Source organism: Salmonella sp. K21076, assembly GCF_039650795.1.
In the GTDB taxonomy this organism is placed as follows: Bacteria; Pseudomonadota; Gammaproteobacteria; order Enterobacterales; family Enterobacteriaceae; genus Salmonella; species Salmonella enterica.
In genome coordinates, this window is record NZ_JBCLYA010000002.1 from 61,934 (window position 1) to 80,945 (window position 19,012).

Annotated in this window: 15 protein-coding genes and 1 pseudogene; 8 read left to right on the forward strand and 8 right to left on the reverse strand. The window is 52.7% G+C overall.

From position 1 onward, the window contains the following. Positions 1 to 269 precede the first annotated feature (269 nt). The 4 genes from rsmG to asnC form a co-directional block, all read right to left on the reverse strand. Positions 270 to 893, reverse strand: a complete 624-nt coding sequence (rsmG, locus tag AAYN39_RS00285) for a 16S rRNA (guanine(527)-N(7))-methyltransferase RsmG (RefSeq protein WP_001519938.1) — start codon at positions 891 to 893, stop codon at positions 270 to 272. Between the two features lie 102 nt (positions 894 to 995). Next, on the reverse strand, positions 996 to 2,885 hold the full coding sequence (mnmG, locus tag AAYN39_RS00290; protein ID WP_000499882.1) for a tRNA uridine-5-carboxymethylaminomethyl(34) synthesis enzyme MnmG: 1,890 nt from the start codon (positions 2,883 to 2,885) through the stop codon (positions 996 to 998). Positions 2,886 to 3,263: 378 nt separating this feature from the next. Next, a complete protein-coding gene (gene mioC, locus AAYN39_RS00295) occupies positions 3,264 to 3,707 on the reverse strand; it encodes an FMN-binding protein MioC (RefSeq protein ID WP_000763722.1) in 444 nt (147 codons plus the stop codon). 89 nt (positions 3,708 to 3,796) lie between these two features. Further along, complete coding sequence (gene asnC, locus AAYN39_RS00300) at positions 3,797 to 4,255, reverse strand: transcriptional regulator AsnC (protein ID WP_000433016.1); 459 nt, start codon at positions 4,253 to 4,255, stop codon at positions 3,797 to 3,799. A 150-nt stretch (positions 4,256 to 4,405) separates the two neighbouring features. Between asnC and asnA the strand changes: the two genes are divergently transcribed. Continuing rightward, a complete protein-coding gene (asnA, locus tag AAYN39_RS00305) occupies positions 4,406 to 5,398 on the forward strand; it encodes an aspartate--ammonia ligase (RefSeq protein WP_000845119.1) in 993 nt (330 codons plus the stop codon). Positions 5,399 to 5,402: 4 nt separating this feature from the next. On the opposite strand, the gene viaA is transcribed toward asnA, so the two are convergent. Then, positions 5,403 to 6,854, reverse strand: coding sequence for an ATPase RavA stimulator ViaA (gene viaA, locus AAYN39_RS00310; RefSeq protein WP_000956591.1), 1,452 nt, complete (start codon positions 6,852 to 6,854; stop codon positions 5,403 to 5,405). Further along, the gene (gene ravA, locus AAYN39_RS00315; protein WP_000940993.1) at positions 6,848 to 8,344 is read right to left on the reverse strand and encodes an ATPase RavA; all 1,497 of its coding nucleotides are present in this window, start codon (positions 8,342 to 8,344) and stop codon (positions 6,848 to 6,850) included. The genes viaA and ravA overlap by 7 nt, the downstream gene beginning before the upstream one ends. 347 nt (positions 8,345 to 8,691) lie before the next feature. Between ravA and kup the strand changes: the two genes are divergently transcribed. From kup to rbsR, 7 genes are all read left to right on the forward strand, one after another. Further along, entirely contained in the window at positions 8,692 to 10,560 is a 1,869-nt protein-coding gene (gene kup / locus AAYN39_RS00320) for a low affinity potassium transporter Kup (protein ID WP_000102337.1), read from the forward strand. A gap of 216 nt (positions 10,561 to 10,776) precedes the next feature. Continuing rightward, entirely contained in the window at positions 10,777 to 11,196 is a 420-nt protein-coding gene (rbsD, locus tag AAYN39_RS00325) for a D-ribose pyranase (RefSeq protein WP_000715950.1), read from the forward strand. 7 nt (positions 11,197 to 11,203) lie between these two features. After that, a complete protein-coding gene (rbsA, locus tag AAYN39_RS00330) occupies positions 11,204 to 12,709 on the forward strand; it encodes a ribose ABC transporter ATP-binding protein RbsA (RefSeq protein WP_000339360.1) in 1,506 nt (501 codons plus the stop codon). Positions 12,710 to 12,714: 5 nt separating this feature from the next. Then, positions 12,715 to 13,680, forward strand: a complete 966-nt coding sequence (rbsC, locus tag AAYN39_RS00335; RefSeq protein WP_000211345.1) for a ribose ABC transporter permease — start codon at positions 12,715 to 12,717, stop codon at positions 13,678 to 13,680. Positions 13,681 to 13,704: 24 nt separating this feature from the next. Further along, positions 13,705 to 14,595: a ribose ABC transporter substrate-binding protein RbsB gene (rbsB, locus tag AAYN39_RS00340; RefSeq protein WP_001056260.1), complete on the forward strand. Its 891-nt coding sequence runs from the start codon at positions 13,705 to 13,707 to the stop codon at positions 14,593 to 14,595. 132 nt (positions 14,596 to 14,727) lie between these two features. Then, positions 14,728 to 15,657, forward strand: coding sequence for a ribokinase (gene rbsK, locus AAYN39_RS00345; RefSeq protein ID WP_000844732.1), 930 nt, complete (start codon positions 14,728 to 14,730; stop codon positions 15,655 to 15,657). 3 nt (positions 15,658 to 15,660) lie between these two features. Further along, complete coding sequence (gene rbsR, locus AAYN39_RS00350) at positions 15,661 to 16,659, forward strand: ribose operon transcriptional repressor RbsR (RefSeq protein ID WP_000224487.1); 999 nt, start codon at positions 15,661 to 15,663, stop codon at positions 16,657 to 16,659. On the opposite strand, the pseudogene mdtD reads toward rbsR, so the two are convergent. Continuing rightward, positions 16,625 to 18,052 (reverse strand): annotated as a pseudogene (mdtD, locus tag AAYN39_RS00355) (multidrug transporter subunit MdtD). The gene rbsR and the pseudogene mdtD overlap by 35 nt on opposite strands. 11 nt (positions 18,053 to 18,063) lie before the next feature. Continuing rightward, positions 18,064 to 18,768: a FadR/GntR family transcriptional regulator gene (locus AAYN39_RS00360; protein ID WP_001131144.1), complete on the reverse strand. Its 705-nt coding sequence runs from the start codon at positions 18,766 to 18,768 to the stop codon at positions 18,064 to 18,066. Positions 18,769 to 19,012 lie beyond the last annotated feature (244 nt).

Genomic DNA, 19,012 nt, shown 5'->3' on the forward strand with positions numbered 1-19,012 from the left:
TACTGTTTTAAAAATACCAGCTTACACCTTAAAAACGCCCCATTGACATTTATAATAAAAATTTAACAAGCAAAAGTGATTTTTCGATTCGATTTTTAGCAGACTGATATTTACAAAGTTGATTACTCTCTGTTTTAACAAAAGAAGCGACGTTGTCATGTTGAAACGAAACCGTAAATCCAGAGTTAAATGTAACAACTCTGAAATGCGTTATACCTGTCGATTTTTAACACAAGCCGCGTCGTTTTTTCTATTTTTTTTGATAAAAATTAAACTTTGTTTGACTTAATAATCACCAGATGCCGCTCGCCTTCCAGTTGCGGAACGCGTAATTTTTCAACAGATTCGACGCTAAAATTGTCAGGTAGTGAGGCAATTTCATCCCCTGGCAATTGCCCTTTTAAGGCATAAAAACGTCCTTTCTCTCCCGGCAGATGGTGACACCAGCTCACCATATCATTCAACGATGCGAAAGCGCGGCTGATAACGCCATCAAACGGCGGTTCGGAGGGATAGGCTTCAACGCGGCTTTGAACCGGCGTGATGTTTTCCAGTTTCAGTTCGTGCTGGACCTGACGCAGAAAACGTACCCGCTTGCCCAGGCTGTCGAGTAAGGTGAAATGCGCGTCAGGGAGAACAATAGCCAGCGGGATGCCCGGCAGCCCCGGTCCTGTTCCTACATCGATAAAACGCTGTCCCTGCAGATACGGCGCAACGACTATGCTGTCGAGAATATGGCGTACCAACATTTCGTTGGGATCCCGCACTGACGTCAGGTTGTATGCTTTGTTCCATTTGTGCAGCATATCAACGTAGGCGACCAGCAGCGTTTTCTGGTGATCGGTAAGAGAAATACCGGCATCAGCCAGCAGACGAGAGAGTTTGTTGAGCACGGTCATTACCTGTTAATAATCAAATGCCCGATGCGCTTTCGCTTATCGGGCCTACAAATTTGTAGGGCGGGCAAGCGAAGCGCCCCCGCCAAATTAGTGTTATCAAGCGCTACGACGCAGCATACCTTGTTTTTTCAGCCATACCAGCAGAATGGAGATTGCCGCTGGCGTAACGCCGGAGATACGCGATGCCTGGCCGATAGACGCCGGTTTATGATCGTTCAGCTTGGCGATAACTTCGTTCGACAGACCGGAAACCTGACGATAATCCAGCGTGGCAGGCAGCAACGTATTCTCGTTACGTAGTTGTTTTTCAATCTCATCCTGCTGGCGAGCGATATAGCCTTCGTATTTGACCTGGATTTCCACCTGTTCAGCGGCTTGCTCATCTTCAAGCGCAGGCGCGAATGCGGCAAGCGAAGTGAGCTGCGCATATGTCATTTCCGGACGACGCAACAGATCTTCGCCGCTGGCCTCACGGGAGAGTGGCGTGGTCAAATGCGCATTCACTTCATCAGCGGATTCCGCAGACGGCGTTACCCATGTCGATTTCAGCCGCTGACGTTCGCGTTCGATATTTTCCAGCTTCTCGTTGAAGCGCGCCCAGCGTTCATCATCCACCAGACCCAGCTCGCGGCCCATTTCGGTCAGACGCAGATCGGCGTTGTCCTCACGCAGCATCAGGCGATATTCGGCGCGGGAGGTAAACATGCGATACGGCTCTTTGGTGCCCAGCGTACAGAGATCGTCCACCAGCACGCCGAGATAAGCCTGAGAACGCGCAGGCGCCCAGCCCTCTTTGTCGGCGGAAAGACGCGCGGCATTCAGACCAGCGAGCAAGCCCTGCGCCGCAGCCTCTTCATAGCCGGTAGTACCGTTGATTTGACCAGCAAAGAACAGGCCGTGAATAAATTTACTTTCCAGAGTCGGTTTCAGATCTCGCGGGTCGAAGAAATCATACTCAATCGCGTAACCAGGGCGAACGATCTTCGCGTTCTCCATGCCCTGCATGGAACGGACAATCTGCATCTGCACGTCAAACGGCAGGCTGGTGGAGATACCGTTAGGGTAAATCTCGTTAGAGGTCAGTCCTTCCGGCTCAAGGAAGATCTGATGCTGGTTACGATCGGCAAAACGCATCACCTTGTCTTCGATCGAAGGACAGTAGCGTGGGCCGATCCCTTCGATCACGCCAGCGTACATTGGGCTACGATCGAGGTTATTACGAATCACGTCATGGGTTTTCTCATTGGTATGCGTGATGTAACACGGCACCTGTTGCGGATGCTGAAAAGCATTCCCCATAAACGAGAAAACCGGCATCGGGTTATCGCCATGCTGTTGAGCCAACACGCTGAAATCGATAGTACGCGCATCAATACGCGGCGGTGTGCCGGTTTTCAGGCGGCTGACGCGTAGCGGAAGCTCACGCAGACGGCGAGACAGCGGGATGGATGGCGGATCGCCAGCACGACCGCCGCTGTAGTTATCCAGACCAATATGAATTTTGCCGTCCAGGAAAGTCCCGACGGTCAGCACCACCGCTTTCGCGCGGAATTTGAGCCCCATTTGGGTCACGGCGCCGACAACGCGATCGTTTTCGACAATCAGATCTTCAACCGCTTGCTGGAAGATCATCAGATTCGGCTGATTCTCCAGCGCGATACGTACCGCCTGGCGATATAAGACTCGATCCGCCTGAGCTCGGGTAGCGCGAACGGCCGGACCTTTGCTGGCGTTTAGTATCTTAAACTGAATACCTGCCTGATCGATCGCTTTCGCCATCAGACCGCCGAGCGCATCCACCTCTTTTACCAGATGTCCCTTGCCAATACCGCCGATCGTCGGGTTGCAGCTCATCTGCCCCAACGTGTCAATATTGTGTGTCAAAAGCAGAGTCTGTTGACCCATACGCGCTGCGGCCATCGCGGCCTCAGTGCCTGCATGACCCCCGCCAATAATAATGACGTCAAAAGGATCCTGATAAAACATGGTAATTGCCTCGCATAACGCGGTGTGAAAATGGATTGAAGCCCGGGCGGTGGATTCTACTCAACTTTAGCCGATGGAGAAAGCCCCGGGATCCGGGCTATTAAAAAGAAGATCTTTTTATTTAGAGATCTGTTCTATTGTGATCTCTTATTAGGATCGCACCAGGCTGTGGATAACCCGGATCCTGTAATAAAGATCAATGCGTTGGAAAGGATCACTAGCTGTGAATGATCGGTGATCGTGGCCCGTATAAGCTGGGATCAAAACGGGTACTTATACACAACTCAAAAAGTGAACAAAGGTTATTCTTTGGATAACTACCGGTTGATCCAAGCTTTTCACCATATTTATCCACAATAGATCGCACGATCTTTACACTTATTTGAGTAAATTAATCCAGGATCCGAGCCAAATCTCCGCTGGATCTTCCGGAATCTCATGTTCAAGGATGTTGATCTTCAGTGTTTCCCCAACCTGTTTTGCGCCAGCGCCTTTCAGTTCCGCTTCTATTTTCTCAATCGCGCCGCAAAACGTGTCGTATTCTCGACTGCCAATGCCAATTGCGCCGAAACGTACCGCGGAAAGATCGGGTTTCTGCGTCTGAAGGTCTTCATAGAAAGGGGTCAGGTTGTCCGGAATGTCTCCGGCGCCGTGCGTTGAGCTGATTATCAGCCAGATCCCGGAAGTTGACAGATCCTCTAATAACGGACCGTGCACCGTTTCGGTTGAAAAACCGGCAGCTTCCAGCTTTTCCGCCAGATGTTCCGCGACGTATTCGGCGCCGCCCAGGGTGCTGCCGCTGATAAGAGTAATGTCTGCCATTGATCGCTCGCTCAGGTAAAGAGGCTGCATTGTACTCTGTGAACGAGCTGGGATCTACCTGTGGAAAAATGTGGGATTAAAAAAGCCGATCATGGCTTGATGGTGCGCATGATCGGGTTCTGCAAGACGATCAGTGTCTCAGTGGACTGAATTTCATCAATTGTTTGGATCTTGTTGATAAGTACGTGCTGAAGCGCGTCAATTGATTTGCACATCACTTTTATAAAGATGCTGTAGTGACCGGTGGTGTAATACGCTTCCGTCACCTCATCCAGGCTTTCCAGCCGGGCCAGTGCGGAGGGATAGTCTTTGGCGCTTTTGAGGATGATGCCAATAAAGCAGCCTACATCGTAGCCCAGTTGTTTAGGGCTGACGTCAATCCGTGCGCCCGTAATGATCCCGGCCTGCTTCATTTTCTCGACGCGAACATGAATGGTTCCAGGGCTAACGCCAAATTGTTTGGCCAGTTCGGCGTAGGCGGTGCGGGCATTTTCCATTAAGGCGTCAAGTATGCCGCGGTCCAGATTGTCGATCTGATAATTTTCCATCGCTTTTTCTTATGCAGATTAATGATTATCTCTATTTTAGCCATTATTTTTAACGAATCAAAATCGAAGTTAGCTTTTTATCTGTTGATTATTGAATAGTGCTCTCGTTTTGTTGCTTAATCATAGGCAACAGGACGCAGGAGTAAAAAAATGAAAACCGCTTACATTGCCAAACAACGTCAAATTAGCTTCGTGAAATCACATTTCTCTCGCCAGCTAGAGGAGCGTCTGGGTCTGATTGAGGTCCAGGCGCCGATCCTGAGTCGCGTAGGGGATGGTACGCAGGATAATTTGTCCGGCTGTGAAAAAGCGGTGCAGGTAAAAGTGAAAGCGTTGCCTGACGCCCAGTTCGAAGTGGTGCATTCACTGGCGAAGTGGAAACGTCAAACCCTGGGGCAACATGACTTCAGCGCGGGCGAAGGGCTGTACACGCACATGAAAGCCCTTCGCCCCGATGAAGACCGACTCTCTCCGCTCCACTCGGTCTATGTGGATCAGTGGGACTGGGAGCGTGTCATGGGCGATGGCGAGCGCCAATTTTCCACCCTGAAAAGCACAGTAGAGGCTATATGGGCAGGCATTAAGGCGACGGAAGCGGAAGTGCATAAACAGTTTGGTCTGGCGCCGTTCCTGCCGGATCAGATCCATTTTGTTCACAGTCAGGAACTGCTGGCGCGTTTCCCGGATCTGGATGCGAAAGGGCGCGAACGCGCGATCGCCAAAGAACTTGGCGCCGTTTTCCTGGTGGGGATCGGCGGTAAACTGAGCGATGGCCGCCGCCATGATGTACGCGCGCCGGATTATGATGACTGGAGCTCCGCATCTGAGCTGGGCTACGCTGGTCTGAACGGCGATATCCTAGTGTGGAACCCGGTGCTGGAAGATGCGTTTGAGCTTTCCTCTATGGGTATCCGCGTAGATGCCGATACGCTGATGCGTCAGCTGGCGTTGACCGGTGATGAAGATCGCCTGCAACTGGAGTGGCATCAGGCGCTGCTGCGCGGCGAAATGCCGCAGACCATCGGCGGCGGGATTGGGCAGTCGCGTCTGACGATGTTGCTGCTGCAATTGCCGCATATTGGTCAGGTGCAGTGCGGCGTATGGCCCGCGCAGGTTCGCGAAAGCATTCCTGCTATTTTATAAGCCGTTAGCGTCGCCAGCGTCTCAGCAGGCGGCTTCGCATCCCGGTGTCAAAGCGCCAGATATGATCGAAAATGCGCATGATGCCGGGTTTGCCGTGCGCCGACATCGCCACCGCATGGAATCGATGCTGGTGAAGACGCTGCAACTCTCCCACTTTGCTCACCACGTCATCCGGCAAGCGCTGGGCGATAAAATCCGAAATGACCACCGCATCGGCATCAAACCATTCCCGTCCCTGCATTCTTTCAATAATGGCGCGAAAACAGCTGGCGATATCCGTGCCGCCGCGAAAACGTTGACTTAAAAAGCGGATGGCCTGCTCAATACTTTCCGGGCCGGAGAGTTCATAACGCACAACGTCAGTGGAAAACAGCATAATAAAGCAGCGGCGGTTATCCGCCAGCGCAACGCGCATCAACGCCAGGCAGAACGCTTTTGCGCACTGCTCGTTAAATCCTCCCATCGAGCCTGAAGTATCGACGCAGACAATAAACGGTCCGCGCGGCTGCTCGTCGACATCCTGGTGTACTACCGGCCGTTCGGTCACTTTCTCACGCCACGCTTCGCCATGCAGGCGATAGGTGAGGAGCTGTTTTTCCACTAACCGGCGGTAAAATTCATATTCCAGCTCGGTGATGCCGAGCGTCGCCAGCTCTGGCGGCAACAGGCGCAGAATATCATCGCCTTGCTGAATACCGTCAACCTGCTCCGGCACCGTTGCGGGTTCGCGTACCAGTGTACGAAAGGTTTCCATCGGCGCGTCTTTTTTCGGTACCGATTTGGCTTCCCGCGAACGTCCCAGTTGTTCCGCCAGTTGCATTAGCTCCGGCTGGGCGGCGAGAAATTCGCCGTATTTTACGATCAGTTGATAATCACCACGTTTAAGCTGGCCCGCGCTCATATCCCACAGGCGGCCTGCGGCATTATCATTTTCCGCCAACGTCGGTTCCAGTTGCCCGCTCAGCGTCATCCGTTCCTGTACGTCACTCAGCAACTGCTCGCGCTCTTCTTCCAGTAGTTGCTGGTTTAACGTGGTGGCCTGCACGACCAGACTTAACCGCCAGCGTTGCAAAAAAAGCGTGTGTAGCGCAGGGGTAAAGGTACTGTTGCTCTCCGTCAACTGCTTCGCCTGCGCGGCATACGGTGAATGCAGGCGATGAAGCAACGCCAGTATTTGCGGCAGTTGCACGATGAACTGTGGGGTAGAGAGAAGTTGGCTTTGCTGATAACACATGACCTCTTCCGTGAGTTCCGGCGGAACGCGTGCGTCTTTAAGACGGCTGCGTAGCGCTTCCCGCCAGCGCGGGAGATCGGCGGTCACGGCGTTTTTTAAACGTGGAAACTTTTCAAAGAAAATGACCAGCTGTGGGGAAGCCAGTAGCGCGAGGATCATCTCTTCGACCATTCCCTCTTCGCTGACGGCCAGCATGGTATTTAGCGTATCCAGCGTCAGCATTGTTGCGCCTGGCGGATCTGTTCTCCTACATCCTGCAGGCTGGCCTCAATGCGCCCTAACCAGTCGCTGTGAATAAACAGGCAATGTTGCTGCTCGCTGAAGCGGGTATGCTGCTGGCGCCAGTCGTTTTCTAACGTTTCCAGCTGCTGTTTGATCTCCGCAGGCATACTGTCTTCAGCCGCTCCCGGTAACGCCAGACGGGTACCTTGTAGACTGATGTCGCGCACCACCGGATGTTGAGCGTTATCGACTTCCATATTCAGCGTTTGGGCAAAGCCGATCCCGTTCAGTTTGCCGCGGATCTCGCCGCCTTTGGTCAGCCAAAGTTCCAGCGCGCTGCGGTCAAAGGTAATATGGATCACTTCCATATCATGCAGTTTTAGCGGTTTTTGTAGCAATAACGTCAACGTTGACGCACTGGCTTCCGGCGGTAAAGTGTAATGCGGGCGACGGCTGAACATACCGCCTTCTTTAATGACGGTGAAGGCGGTTTTATCGCTTTGCTGTTGCTGCAACTGGAGGCGGCGCTGGACGATACCGCCGAGGCGAGTCAGCATGGCCTGCTGCTGCCAGGCGTGTCCGGTCATCAATATTTCCAGTTGCTGTTGCATGAGATTCAGACTCTGCGCGTCATACCACAAGCAATCTTTTAGCAGGATAAGGTCAATCGGCGCAACCGCGTCGCGTCCGCTAAAGAAGGCGCTGGCCTGTAACAGGCGGATGGCTTTCTTCCAGCGACGGTCGGAGACATAAGGCGCATTCGGCAAATTATCCAGCTGTTGGCGCAGAGTAAATATCAGCTCAAAGACCGGATCAGGCAGTGAAATCGCGCCGATATCTTTTTGCCACTGTTGATATTCTTCGTCGCTAACCTGTAACGAGGCGGGGACCGGGTTATCACTCTCATCCTGCTGACTAACCAGCATGGAGCGGAAATTGGCTTTATCCTGAACTTTATCCAGCCACAGGCGAATCAACATTCGGTCGTACAAGGCTTCCAGGCTGCTGTCCGCTTCGGGCAGTTCGTTAGAGGCCGCCACCAGTAGCCGCATCGGGATTTTTTCCTCAAACGCGCCGTTGCGGAAATGGCGTTCGTTAATGGCGGTCAGCAATGTGTTCAGGATAGCGGGCCCGGCTTTCCAGATTTCATCCAGAAAAACGATTTCGGCTTCGGGAAGGTAGCCGGTCGTTAAGCGTTCATAGCGACCTTCATCTTTCAGCGCCTGAATAGAGAGCGGGCCAAACACCTCTTCCGGCGTGGAAAAGCGTGTCATCAGATATTCAAAAGCGCGGGCGCGCTGGAAAGCAAACTTCAGGCGGCGGGCAATCAGACTCTTGGCGATACCGGGCGGGCCCAACAAAAAGACGCTCTCACCGCTTAACGCCGCCAGTAGGCACAGGCGTATGGCGTGACTACGTTCATACAGCCCCTTCTCAAGGGCGCTGCTCAGACGGGAAATTCTTTCCGCTAATAAATGTGGGTGAGCCATAATAAAGAGGCGTCCTTTCGACAAATGGATCATGCTAATTGCGAGTATAGACGTTTCACCACCGGGGCTGTAATCTTCTGACGCGCTGTTTATTTTTCTTTGAGCCAGGTTAATCTGGCTTCATTTAGGGGTACGATTTTATGATTAATCGTGCATACTGTGCGCTTTTTTGTGGGCCAAGGGACTAAGCACACATTTCATATCTATACACTCATTCATTCAAACTACATCAAGGCGGCAAAGGAGTGAATCCCCTGGCACTGACTTAAACGTGTGACTGGGGTAAGCGAATGCAGTCGACAAGGAGGTAGCGTGAAGGGTGACGTGTATAAACGAAAGATGAGTCTATGAGCACTGATAATAAGCAATCGTTGCCTGCGATTACCCTCGCAGCTATTGGGGTTGTCTACGGTGATATTGGTACCAGCCCGCTTTATACGCTTCGTGAATGTTTGTCCGGTCAGTTTGGTTTTGGCGTTGAACGAGATGCCGTGTTTGGTTTTCTGTCGCTGATCTTCTGGCTACTCATCTTTGTGGTTTCCATCAAATATCTCACCTTCGTGATGCGCGCCGATAACGCGGGTGAAGGTGGAATTTTGACGCTGATGTCGCTTGCCGGGCGTAATACCTCGGCGCGCACCACATCCATGTTAGTTATCATGGGACTGATAGGCGGCAGCTTTTTCTATGGCGAAGTGGTCATTACGCCGGCGATTTCGGTGATGTCGGCGATTGAAGGCCTGGAGATTGTCGCGCCGCAGCTGGATACCTGGATTGTCCCGCTCTCCATTATTGTGCTGACTCTGTTGTTTATGATTCAGAAGCACGGTACGGGAATGGTAGGAAAACTCTTTGCGCCGATCATGCTGACCTGGTTTTTAATCCTGGCGGTACTTGGCCTACGCAGTATTATCGCCAATCCCGAAGTGTTACATGCGCTGAATCCTGTCTGGGCGGTACGTTTTTTCCTTGAATATAAAACCGTATCGTTTATTGCGTTGGGCGCGGTGGTGCTGTCGATTACCGGCGTAGAGGCGTTGTACGCCGATATGGGACACTTCGGTAAGTTCCCGATTCGCCTGGCGTGGTTTACCGTGGTATTGCCGTCGTTAGTACTGAACTACTTTGGTCAGGGTGCATTGCTACTAAAGCATCCGGAAGCGATTAAAAACCCCTTCTTCCTGTTGGCGCCGGACTGGGCGTTAATTCCGCTGCTGATTCTGGCCGCGCTGGCGACGGTGATCGCCTCCCAGGCGGTAATTTCCGGCGTCTTTTCGCTGACGCGTCAGGCCGTGCGTCTTGGCTATTTGTCGCCAATGCGCATTATCCATACCTCCGAGATGGAGTCCGGTCAGATCTACATCCCTTTCGTTAACTGGCTGCTTTATTTCGCGGTCGTGGTTGTTATTGTTAGCTTTGAGCACTCCAGCAACCTGGCGGCGGCCTATGGCATCGCCGTGACCGGCACGATGGTGCTGACGTCTATTCTTTCTACGACCGTGGCGCGTAAGAACTGGCACTGGAACAAATATTTTGTCGCGCTGATCCTCATCGCATTCCTGTGCGTGGATATCCCGCTGTTCTCGGCTAACCTCGACAAATTGTTGTCCGGCGGTTGGCTGCCGCTGAGCCTGGGTCTGATCATGTTCACGATCATGACCACCTGGAAGAGCGAGCGTTTCCGTCTGTTGCGTCGTATGCATGAACACGGTAATTCGCTGGAAGCGATGATTGCTTCACTGGAGAAGTCACCGCCGGTTCGGGTGCCGGGTACTGCCGTATACATGTCGCGCGCGCTCAGTGTGATCCCTTTTGCTTTATTGCATAACCTGAAGCACAACAAAGTGTTGCATGAGCGCGTAATCTTACTGACGTTGCGTACGGAAGATGCGCCTTATGTGCATAACGTTCGCCGGGTGCAGATTGAGCAGTTGTCTCCGACATTCTGGCGCGTGGTGGCCAGCTACGGCTGGCGCGAAACGCTAAACGTTGAAGAGGTGTTCCACCGCTGCGGTCTGGAAGGCCTTAGCTGTCGGATGATGGAAACGTCGTTCTTTATGTCGCACGAGTCGTTGATTGTCGGCAAACGCCCGTGGTATTTGCGTCTGCGCGGCAAGCTGTATTTGTTGTTGCAACGCAACGCCCTGCGCGCGCCGGATCAGTTCGAGATCCCGCCTAACCGCGTGATTGAGTTAGGTACGCAGGTCGAGATTTAACCTCTCATCAACATGCCGGGGGCCGCATTGGCTTACCCGGCCTGGCCAATCCGTAGATTCCCACAAGATAATCGCCATTGGGCGATTATCTTCACCTGATTTCCGCTAGCGAAACGTTTCGACGGCGATCACAATTCTGTTACGTCATGATGGTTTTATGAACACATCCAGGGTTACACTGCGGCCAGCGAAACGTTTCGCTAGTGGAGCAGAAAAATGAAGAAAGGCACCGTACTCAACTCTGAAATCTCGTCGGTCATTTCCCGTCTGGGGCATACTGATACTCTGGTGGTCTGTGATGCGGGTTTACCCATCCCGAATAGCACTGCGCGTATCGATATGGCACTAACCCAGGGCGTACCTTCTTTTATGCAGGTGGTGGATGTCGTGACCTGGGAAATGCAGGTTGAGGCGGCGATTCTTGCAACGGAAATCAAACAACAGAATCCGCAGCTCCACGAAACGTTGCTCACTCACCTTGAGCAACTGCAGCAACACCAGGGAAACACCATAAAAATTAGTTATACGACACACGAACAATTCAAAAAATTGACTGCAGACAGTCAGGCAGTGATTCGCAGCGGGGAGTGTTCCCCGTATGCGAACGTCATTATTTGCGCTGGCGTCACTTTCTGAGGCCGCTATGGACGCATTACTGCAACTCAAAGGGATCGATAAAGCGTTCCCCGGCGTGAAGGCTCTCTCCGGCGCCGCGTTAAACGTTTATCCTGGCCGCGTTATGGCGCTGGTGGGGGAAAACGGCGCCGGAAAATCCACCATGATGAAAGTATTAACCGGCATCTATACGCGAGATGCGGGATCGTTGTTATGGCTGGGTAAAGAGACCACCTTTAATGGGCCTAAATCGTCTCAGGAAGCCGGGATCGGCATTATTCATCAGGAACTGAACCTGATTCCGCAGTTGACCATTGCGGAAAACATCTTCCTGGGCCGTGAGTTTGTGAATCGCTTTGGTAAAATCGACTGGAAAAAGATGTATGCCGAAGCCGACCACCTCTTAGCCAAACTCAATCTGCGCTTTAAGAGCGATAAGCTGGTGGGCGAACTCTCTATCGGCGATCAGCAAATGGTGGAAATCGCCAAAGTGCTGAGCTTCGAATCCAAAGTCATCATTATGGATGAACCGACCGATGCGCTGACCGACACTGAAACCGACTCTCTGTTCCGCGTTATCCGCGAATTAAAATCGCAGGGGCGCGGCATTGTCTATATCTCTCACCGTATGAAAGAGATTTTCGAAATTTGCGATGACGTGACGGTCTTCCGCGATGGGCAATTTATCGCCGAGCGTGAAGTGGCCACGTTGACCGAAGATTCTCTTATCGAAATGATGGTGGGACGTAAGCTGGAAGATCAGTACCCGCATCTGGATAACGCGCCGGGTGAGATTCGCCTGAAGGTCGATAATCTGTGCGGACCGGGCGTGAACGATGTCTCTTTTGTGCTGCGAAAAGGCGAGATTCTTGGCATCTCCGGCCTGATGGGCACCGGTCGCACTGAGCTGATGAAAGTATTGTACGGCGCGATGCCGCGAACCAGCGGTTACGTGACGCTCGAGGGACACGAAGTGGTGACGCGTTCTCCGCAGGACGGGCTGGCCAATGGCATCGTTTATATCTCTGAAGACCGTAAGCGCGATGGACTGGTGCTCGGCATGTCAGTTAAAGAGAATATGTCGCTGACTGCGCTGGATTATTTCAGTCGCGCTGGCGGAAGCCTGAAACACAAAGATGAGCAGCAGGCGGTGGGGGATTTTATCCGTCTGTTCAACGTCAAGACGCCGTCAATGGAACAGGCGATAGGCCTGCTTTCTGGCGGTAATCAGCAAAAAGTGGCGATTGCCCGCGGGTTGATGACGCGCCCGAAAGTGCTCATTCTCGACGAGCCGACCCGCGGCGTGGACGTCGGCGCCAAGAAAGAGATTTACCAGCTTATCAACCAGTTTAAGGCCGACGGCCTGAGCATCATTCTGGTCTCATCTGAGATGCCAGAAGTATTAGGCATGAGCGATCGCATCATCGTCATGCATGAAGGGCATCTCAGCGGTGAATTTACTCGCGAGCAGGCCACCCAGGAAGTGTTAATGGCTGCCGCAGTGGGCAAGCTTAATCGCGTGAATCAGGAGTAAAAAAGATGACAACCCAGGCTGTTTCTGGTCGCCGTTATTTCACTAAAGCGTGGCTTCTTGAGCAGAAGTCGCTCATTGCCCTGCTGGTGTTGATCGCGATTGTTTCGACGTTGAGCCCCAACTTTTTTACCGTTAATAATCTGTTCAATATTCTTCAACAGACCTCCGTCAACGCCATTATGGCGGTGGGGATGACGTTGGTGATTCTGACATCGGGGATCGATCTGTCCGTCGGTTCCCTGCTGGCACTCACCGGTGCGGTTGCCGCTTCAATCGTCGGCGTTGAAGTGAATGCGCTGGTCGCGGTTGCCGCCGCGCTGGCGCTGGGCGCTGCGATTGGCGCCGTCACTGGCGTTATCGTCGCGAAGGGCCGCGTACAGGCGTTTATCGCTACGCTGGTGATGATGCTGCTACTGCGTGGCGTGACGATGGTTTACACCGACGGTAGCCCGGTCAACACCGGCTTTACCGATAACGCCGATCTGTTTGGCTGGTTCGGTATCGGTCGTCCGCTGGGCGTTCCTACGCCGGTCTGGATCATGGCTATCGTCTTTATCGCCGCCTGGTATATGCTGCATCACACCCGTCTGGGACGCTATATCTACGCGCTGGGCGGTAACGAAGCGGCGACGCGTCTGTCTGGCATTAGCGTGAGCAAAGTGAAAATTATCGTCTATTCACTTTGCGGCCTGACAGCATCGCTGGCGGGCATCATTGAAGTGGCGCGCCTCTCTTCCGCGCAGCCGACGGCGGGTACCGGCTATGAGCTGGATGCTATTGCCGCCGTGGTGCTGGGCGGCACCAGCCTTGCAGGTGGTAAAGGGCGCATTGTTGGGACATTGATCGGCGCATTGATTCTCGGCTTCCTTAATAATGGTTTGAATTTGTTAGGTGTTTCCTCCTATTACCAGATGATCGTCAAAGCGGTGGTGATTTTGCTGGCGGTACTGGTAGACAACAAAAAGCAGTAACAACGACTACAGGACATCTGAAATATGAACATGAAAAAACTGGCTACCCTGGTATCTGCTGTTGCGCTGAGCGCCACCGTGAGCGCGAATGCAATGGCGAAAGACACCATTGCGCTGGTGATCTCTACCCTCAATAATCCCTTCTTCGTGTCGTTAAAAGACGGGGCGCAAAAAGAGGCGGATAAACTGGGTTATAACCTGGTGGTGCTGGACTCCCAGAACAACCCTGCCAAAGAGCTGGCGAACGTGCAGGATTTAACCGTTCGCGGGACCAAAATTTTGCTGATCAACCCGACTGACTCCGATGCGGTGGGTAACGCGGTGAAGATGGCGAACCAGGCGAAGATTCCGGTTATCACGCTTGACCGCCAGGCAACCAAAGGCGATGTCGTCAGCCATATCGCGTCTGATAACGTGCTGGGCGGTAAGATCGCTGGCGACTATATCGCGAAAAAAGCTGGCGAAGGCGCCAAAGTGATTGAGCTGCAAGGCATTGCCGGAACATCTGCGGCGCGTGAGCGTGGCGAAGGTTTCCAGCAGGCGGTAGCCGCCCACAAATTTAATGTCCTGGCCAGCCAGCCTGCCGATTTCGACCGTACTAAAGGTCTGAACGTCATGCAGAACCTGCTGACCGCGCATCCGGATGTTCAGGCTGTCTTCGCCCAGAACGATGAAATGGCGCTGGGCGCACTGCGCGCGCTGCAAACTGCCGGTAAAGCAGATGTGATGGTGGTTGGATTTGACGGTACGCCGGATGGCGAAAAGGCCGTAAAAGATGGCAAACTGGCAGCGACTATCGCTCAGTTACCGGATCAAATCGGCGCCAAAGGCGTTGAAGTAGCGGATAAGGTGCTGAAAGGCGAAAAAGTTCAGGCCAAATATCCGGTTGACCTGAAACTGGTCATCAAGCAGTAATAAACGACACGGGTCAACTATGGCCTGATGGCGACAGAAATACGCGAGCCTCCGCTGAGGTGAACGTAAAAAAAGAAAAGCAGGGCACGCGCCACCCTAACCGGTGGCGCACTTTGACGTGGAACCCCGAATATGAAAACCGCAGGTAATCTCATCGTCCTTGGCAGCATTAATGCCGATCATATCCTTAATCTTGAGTCCTTCCCTACCCCGGGTGAAACGGTAACCGGTAGCCATTATCAGGTCGCGTTTGGCGGGAAAGGCGCGAATCAGGCGGTTGCTGCGGGACGTAGCGGGGCAAATATTGCGTTTATCGCCTGCACGGGCGATGACGATATTGGCGACAGTATTCGTAAACAATTAGTCAGCGATCGTATTGATATCGCGCCAGTTAGCGTCATTAAAGGCGAGTCTACCGGGGTAGCGCTGATTTTCGTTAATGGCGAAGGCGAGAACGTCATCGGTATTCATGCCGGAGCGAATGCCGCGTTATCGCCGGCGTTGGTTGATGCGCAACGTGAACGTATCGCGCAGGCGGATGCGTTACTGATGCAGCTGGAATCGCCGCTGGAAAGCGTACTGGCGGCGGCGAAAATCGCCCATCAACATCATACTACTGTTGCGCTTAACCCGGCACCTGCCCGTGAGTTACCGGATGAACTGCTGGCGCTGGTGGACATCATCACGCCAAATGAAACGGAAGCTGAAAAGCTGACGGGCGTGCGTGTGGAAAATGACGACGATGTCGCGAAAGCTGCGCAGGTTTTACATGATAAAGGCATTCGAACCGTATTAATTACCTTAGGAAGCCGTGGCGTCTGGGCCAGCGTAAACGGCGAGGGTCGCCGCGTTCCTGGATTTAGCGTTGAGGCTGTCGATACCATTGCCGCCGGAGATACGTTTAACGGCGCCTTTATCACCGCGATACTGGAGGAGACGCCGTTGCCGGAAGCGATTCGCTTTGCCCATGCCGCCGCCGCGATTGCCGTAACGCGTAAAGGCGCGCAACCTTCCGTTCCGTGGCGCGAAGAGATAGAAGCGTTTTTACATCAGCAGGGGTAACGCTTGGCTACTATGAAAGATGTTGCCCGCCTGGCGGGAGTCTCTACATCGACGGTCTCTCACGTTATTAACAAAGATCGCTTTGTGAGTGAGACGATTACTGAAAAAGTTGAAGCGGCGATTAAATCACTTAACTATGCGCCTTCCGCGCTGGCGCGAAGCCTCAAGTTAAACCAGACCCGCACGATTGGTATGCTGATTACCGCCAGTACCAACCCTTTTTATTCCGAACTGGTGCGCGGCGTTGAGCGAAGCTGTTTTGAGCGCGGTTATAGTCTGGTGCTGTGTAATACCGAAGGCGATGAGCAACGGATGAACCGCAACCTAGAGACGCTGATGCAAAAACGGGTAGACGGTTTACTGCTGCTGTGTACTGAAACGCATCAGCCTTCTCGTGAAATCATGGAACGTTATCCGTCTATTCCTACCGTCATGATGGACTGGTCGCCGTTTGATGGTGAGGGCGATAGCGATCTCATTCAGGATAATTCGTTGTTAGGCGGCGATCTTGCGACCCAACACCTTATCGATAAAGGATTTACCCGAATAGCCTGTATTACCGGCCCGCTGGACAAAACGCCTGCGCGTTTGCGGCTGGAAGGGTATCGGGCGGCGATGAAACGCGCAGGGCTGGCTATTCCGCAAGGCTATGAGATCACCGGCGATTTTGAATTTGGCGGCGGCTTTGACGCCATGCAGGCGTTACTCGCCCATCAACAGCGACCGCAAGCGGTTTTTACCGGAAACGATGCGATGGCTGTCGGCGCCTATCAGGCGCTATATCAGGCGGGGCTTCGTATCCCGCAAGATATGGCAGTCATTGGCTATGATGATATTGAGCTAGCGCGCTATATGACGCCGCCGCTGACGACTATCCATCAGCCGAAAGATGAATTGGGCGAGCTTGCTATTGATGTGTTGATTCATCGGATGGCGCAGCCCGCCTTGCAACAACAGCGACTTCAGCTTACTCCGGTTTTGACGGTGCGTGGGTCGGTTTAGATTTATGCCGTTCTTTAATCAGATTGTTGCCGTCTTTGGCTCTTAGCAGCATAAACATCAGCGCGGACACGATAGTGATCGCCCCCATCGTGATAAAGGTATAGTGGAACTGTTCCACGGTACTGGTGCCCGCAAAACCTTCATAAATACGTAACACCGCCGCGCTGATCGCCACGCCTAAACTGATAGACAATTGCTGCGTAACTGCCAGAACGCTGTTGCCGCTGCTGGCGTTATCGTCCGTCAGATCCGCAAGAGTAATCGTATTCATTGCCGTAAATTGAGTGGACATCGCCATTCCAAGAATGAATAGCGGCAGTACGAGCATCCAGATCGGCATAGCGGGAGATTGAAACGAAAACTGGGCAATCATCAGACCGATAAATACCGTAATGCCGACCAGCGTCTTCCTGTATCCCAAACGTCGTAAAACCTGCGTTACGGTCGATTTCGCGATAATAGAACCCAAAGCCGTCGGCGCCATCATGCAGCCGGCGATCAGAGCCGGGTAGCCAAAACCAACCTGTAGCATTAACGGCATCAAAAAAGGTACGCAGCCTGTCCCCAGACGCGTGGCGAGGTTGCCGGCAATGCCAACGGAAAATGTGCGTGTCTTAAACAGCGATAGTGATATTAACGGTGTCGGATGACGGCGGGCGTGGCGGATATAGGCCAATAGTAGAACGATACTGCAAAAAATAATGGCGGATGCGATCCATGTCGCCACAATCTTTTCGCCAAACAGTTCCATTCCGCTGGAAAATAAAACCAGACTTAACCCAAAAAGAAAGAAGCCGGTCATGTCAAACTTGCGACGCGGCGTGGTGAAGTTGGGCATATATTTGCGGGCATACAGAATGCCTGCAACCCCAATGGGAATATTAATCAGGAAGATCCAGTGCCAGCTTGCCTAGGTCACCAGTACGCCGCCTAATACCGGCCCCAGAATCGGACCTACCAGCCCCGGCATAGTGACAAAGTTAAGAACGGGCAGCAGCTCACTACGCGGATAGGCTCGCAATAACGCCAGTCGCGCCACTGGCATCATCATCGCTCCGCCGACGCCTTGTACGACGCGAAAAATAACCAATTCAGATAGTGAACTGGAGAGCGCGCAGGCCAGCGAGCCTAACGTAAACAGACTTACGGCAACCATAAAGACGCGACGCGTACCGAAGCGGTCAGCCAGCCAGCCGCTTACCGGAATTAACATGGCTACTGTCAGGGTATAACTGATAATAGCGGACTGCATGGCGAGTGGTGAACAGTTAAGACTATGCGCAATAGCCGGTAAAGCGGTATTCAAAATGGTGGCGTCTAGCGCCTGCATAAAGAAGGCCATCGCCGCGATCCACGGCAGGCCAGCCATACTGCGCGCTTTTTTGCTGGTCATTCAATATCCTGTTAATTATCTGGTCTCTCATTGGGCGCTATTAACAACGCCTGACAGGCCTGGAAAGCGCGTTCGCCGTCGCCATCAGCGATGGCATCAACAATGGCCTGGTGCAAATCCAGCTTTACCACCTCGTTATAGGTGATTGAGGTAAAGTAAGTGTGATAAACCGAATGAAATAGCGTAGCAAAAGAGATTAGAAAGGGATTGGCGCTCATTTCGTAGATATGCTCGTGCCACGCCATATCCACTTCAATCCAGCGTTCACGCTTAAAATGCTTTTTCAGCGCGACCATCTCTTCCATTAAGGCATTAAGCCGCGCTTTCTGCTCCGGTGTGCCAAGAGTCGCCGCCAGCAGGCAAGCTTGCGGCTCCAGGCTAATACGCATCACCAGAAAATGATCTACCACCTGATGAAAATTTTCTTCCGTCATCCACCAGGTCAGCAGCTCTTGATCCAGAAAGTTCCAGTTTCCCTGCGGCATCACCCGCGTACCAATGCGCGGACGGGGTAGCACCATACCTTTAGCCGTCAACGTTTTCACCGCTTCGCGAACTGCCGTTCGACTTACGCCGTACTGCTCGCCCAGTTCTATTTCGCCGGGAAGAATCGTACCGGGGGCGTAGTCACCCTTTAATATCCGCTGCGCCAGCTTTTCAGCCAGAACATAGGATAGATTTTTCTGTGCGGCTAATTGTTGTGCGCTTAAAGGCATGAATGTTCTTCCTTTCTCTTTCGTTTGGTTATTAGTATGCCACCTGGAAGTGTGATTGCAGTTGCAATAACGGCAATTTGCTTATTTTATGGCACGTTAAGCCCGCTGTTGATGAAAAAAGAGACACTCAGAAAATTATTTTAAATTTCCTCTTGTCAGGCAGAAATAACTCCCTATAATGCGCCACCACTGACACGGAACAACGGCACACAGGCCGCCGGGTCAGCGGGGTTCAGACCAGAAT